We start from the raw sequence: 2,655 nt of genomic DNA on the forward strand, positions 1-2,655 counted from the left end.
GTGCAAACTGACCTGGTGCGATCGCTCCATCGCTTGCAGCAACATGCTGGCATGAGTGATGGGGGAATCCTAAAACAGAACCCCACGATCACCATGACGGGGTCTCGTGAGGTTCTGGTTCCAGTCTCAGAGCCAGCGTAGACCGGCATCTGCGTTGTTGACCATCAAGAGCGTTGGATCTTGTCCCGCTGGCTGATAATCACGAGGGCAATCGTGGCCGGAATCACGATGATAATGGCACCCGCTAGCAGGCTGTACAAAAAATTGGCTAAAGATGGGGTCATGGGTTTATGTCTTGTTTTCTGAATTGTTTCTTCAATTATCTTATCGATCGCCCCTTTTTTTGAGAAGGGCATCGCAAATCTATCAAGGATTTGTCTGCTGAGATGGAGCTAGCCTAAACAGACCACTCTACACCCAGCGTGCAATCCTCCCTATTATGGCGCATTCAGGGCAATCGCCCCTAGGAGATCCCTGAATACACCTGCGGCTCTTGTCCCCGTCTCGCGCTAAAATACACGCAATAAATTGTTACAGTTCTAGGCGATCGCCCTCAGTATCGAGGGGAGCTAGACTGCCCTAACGAGCATCTCGGGACAGAATCAGCGATCGCCGTTTATGCCATGGAGTAGCACTATGATTTCAGCAACCGTAACCAGTTGGGGACTGGGTATTCTCCTGGGCAGCATGATCCTCCTCTTCGTGCTCCGGATCATTCTCACCTGGTATCCCCAAGCGGATCTCAACAGCCTGCCCTTCAACATTGTGGCTTGGCCCACCGAACCCTTTTTGCGTCCTACTCGCAAACTAATCCCGCCTTTGGGTGGTGTGGATGTCAGCCCAATTATTTGGGTGGGCATTGCCAGTCTGCTGCAGGAAATTTTGCTGGGGCAGCAGGGCTTGCTCACCCTTTGGTCGCATCACTTGATCTAGACCTGATCTAGACCACATCGCTAGGTTAGACCGGGTATCTAGGCAGCGATCGCCCTACAGGGTTAGCATAAACTGTTCAACAAAATTGGTGTAGACCTCACCCTGAATGAACTGGGGAGACTCCATAATTTTTTGATGGAAGCTGATGGTGGTGGGCAATCCTGTAATGGCGCATTCTCGCAGGGCCCGCCGCATTCGCTGGATGGCTGAGGGGCGATCGGGAGCCCAAACAATCAGCTTGCCAATGAGAGAGTCATAGTAGGGCGGAATTTCGTAGTCGGTATACACATGGGAGTCCATGCGCACGCCGGGGCCGCCCGGTGGTAGGTAGCCGCTGATTCGTCCAGGACTGGGGCGGAAGTTGTGCTCGGGATCTTCAGCATTGATACGGCATTCGATGGTATGCCCATTCAACTGCACCTGCTTTTGGTTGTACCCTAAGCGTTCACCTTGGGCAATACGGATTTGTTCGGCGATCAAATCAAGACCGGTGACCATTTCTGTGACCGGATGCTCGACCTGAATGCGAGTGTTCATTTCCATGAAGTAGAACTTGCCAGACTGATCCAGCAAAAACTCCACCGTCCCAGCGCCCACATAGCCAATGGATTTGGCAACCTTCACCGCTGCGTTTCCCATTTTTTCGCGTAGGGAAGGCGTTAGCGCTGGACTGGGGGATTCTTCCAGCAGCTTTTGGTGACGGCGCTGAATTGAGCAGTCCCGTTCACCCAGATGCACCACATTGCCGTGGCTGTCTGCCAGGATCTGAAACTCAATGTGGCGGGGACGTTCAATAAATTTTTCTAGGTAAACTCCTGGATTACCAAAGGCTGCTTCTGCTTCACCTTGAGCTGCCAGGAAAGATTTGACCAACTCATCTTGGCTCCGCACCAAGCGCATACCGCGCCCGCCACCGCCGGCCGTCGCCTTCACCATCAGCGGATAACCCATCTCTTGAGCGATCGCCAAAGCACTTTGCTCATCAGCTACCAACCCATCACTGCCCGGAACCGTCGGCACACCAATGCGCTTCATGGTTTCCCGAGCTGTAGACTTGTCACCCATCGCCATCATGGAATCAGGGCTGGGGCCAATAAAAGCAATTTGGTGATCGGCACAAATTTCGGCAAACCGGGCATTTTCAGCCAAGAAGCCATAGCCAGGATGGATGGCTGCCGCATTCCGCGTCAGCGCTGCTGCAATGATGTTGGGAATATTGAGGTAGCTTTTGCTACTAGGTGCATCACCAATACAAACCGCCTCATCCGCCAACTGCACGTGCAGCGCATGGCGATCGATGGTGGAATGGACGGCAACGGTGGCGATGCCCATTTCTTCACAGGTGCGGAGAATGCGAAGGGCAATTTCTCCCCGGTTGGCAATTAATATCTTGGAAAACCGCATCGTCTCGCTTCGCAAACGTCTATGCTCCTTCGTGAATCGGCCCTCTGAGTCCTCCTGAACAGACGCTTACTCAGAGACCCATGAGGCAGTTGCTCAGGAAACAGGACGATATCCCAGTGAACAGTAGTTCATCCTATCATGCAGGTGTCGCGACTCTCAGGAAAACGTAAGTTCGATAACGTTATGGCTCCAGAGTCTCCTACCTTGATGGGTCATGAAAGTTCCAGCGTCCCGGCGACTAACGTCGCGGCTATACAGACCAAATCCGTCTACGCGGGTTCAAAATCCCCCAAGCTCTGAATGTCCTCGTCCATCTGA

3 protein-coding genes are annotated in these 2,655 nt (G+C 52.9%); 1 reads left to right on the top strand and 2 read right to left on the bottom strand.

Features of this window, described 5'->3' with window-relative positions; genetic code table 11:
* Positions 1 to 164: 164 nt before the first annotated feature.
* Positions 165 to 284: a photosystem II reaction center X protein gene (locus V6D20_23105; protein HEY9818668.1), complete on the bottom strand. Its 120-nt coding sequence runs from the start codon at positions 282 to 284 to the stop codon at positions 165 to 167.
* Positions 285 to 636: 352 nt separating this feature from the next.
* Between V6D20_23105 and V6D20_23110 the strand changes: the two genes are divergently transcribed.
* Positions 637 to 933 carry a YggT family protein gene (locus tag V6D20_23110; protein ID HEY9818669.1) on the top strand — a complete coding sequence of 99 codons (297 nt, stop codon included), beginning with the start codon at positions 637 to 639 and terminating at the stop codon, positions 931 to 933.
* A 54-nt stretch (positions 934 to 987) separates the two neighbouring features.
* Here the strand turns inward: V6D20_23110 and accC are convergent, their stop codons facing one another.
* Positions 988 to 2,337: an acetyl-CoA carboxylase biotin carboxylase subunit gene (accC, locus tag V6D20_23115; protein HEY9818670.1), complete on the bottom strand. Its 1,350-nt coding sequence runs from the start codon at positions 2,335 to 2,337 to the stop codon at positions 988 to 990.
* Between the last annotated feature and the right edge of the window lie 318 nt (positions 2,338 to 2,655).

Source organism: Candidatus Obscuribacterales bacterium (assembly GCA_036703605.1).
Classification (GTDB): domain Bacteria; phylum Cyanobacteriota; class Cyanobacteriia; order RECH01; family RECH01; genus RECH01.

Bases quoted from the DNA above. Each gene is read 5' to 3' on its own strand.
- V6D20_23105 (HEY9818668.1), bottom strand. From the start codon at position 284: ATGACCCCATCTTTAGCCAATTTTTTGTACAGCCTGCTAGCGGGTGCC.
- V6D20_23110 (HEY9818669.1), top strand. From the start codon at position 637: ATGATTTCAGCAACCGTAACCAGTTGGGGACTGGGTATTCTCCTGGGC.
- accC (HEY9818670.1), bottom strand. From the start codon at position 2,337: ATGCGGTTTTCCAAGATATTAATTGCCAACCGGGGAGAAATTGCCCTT.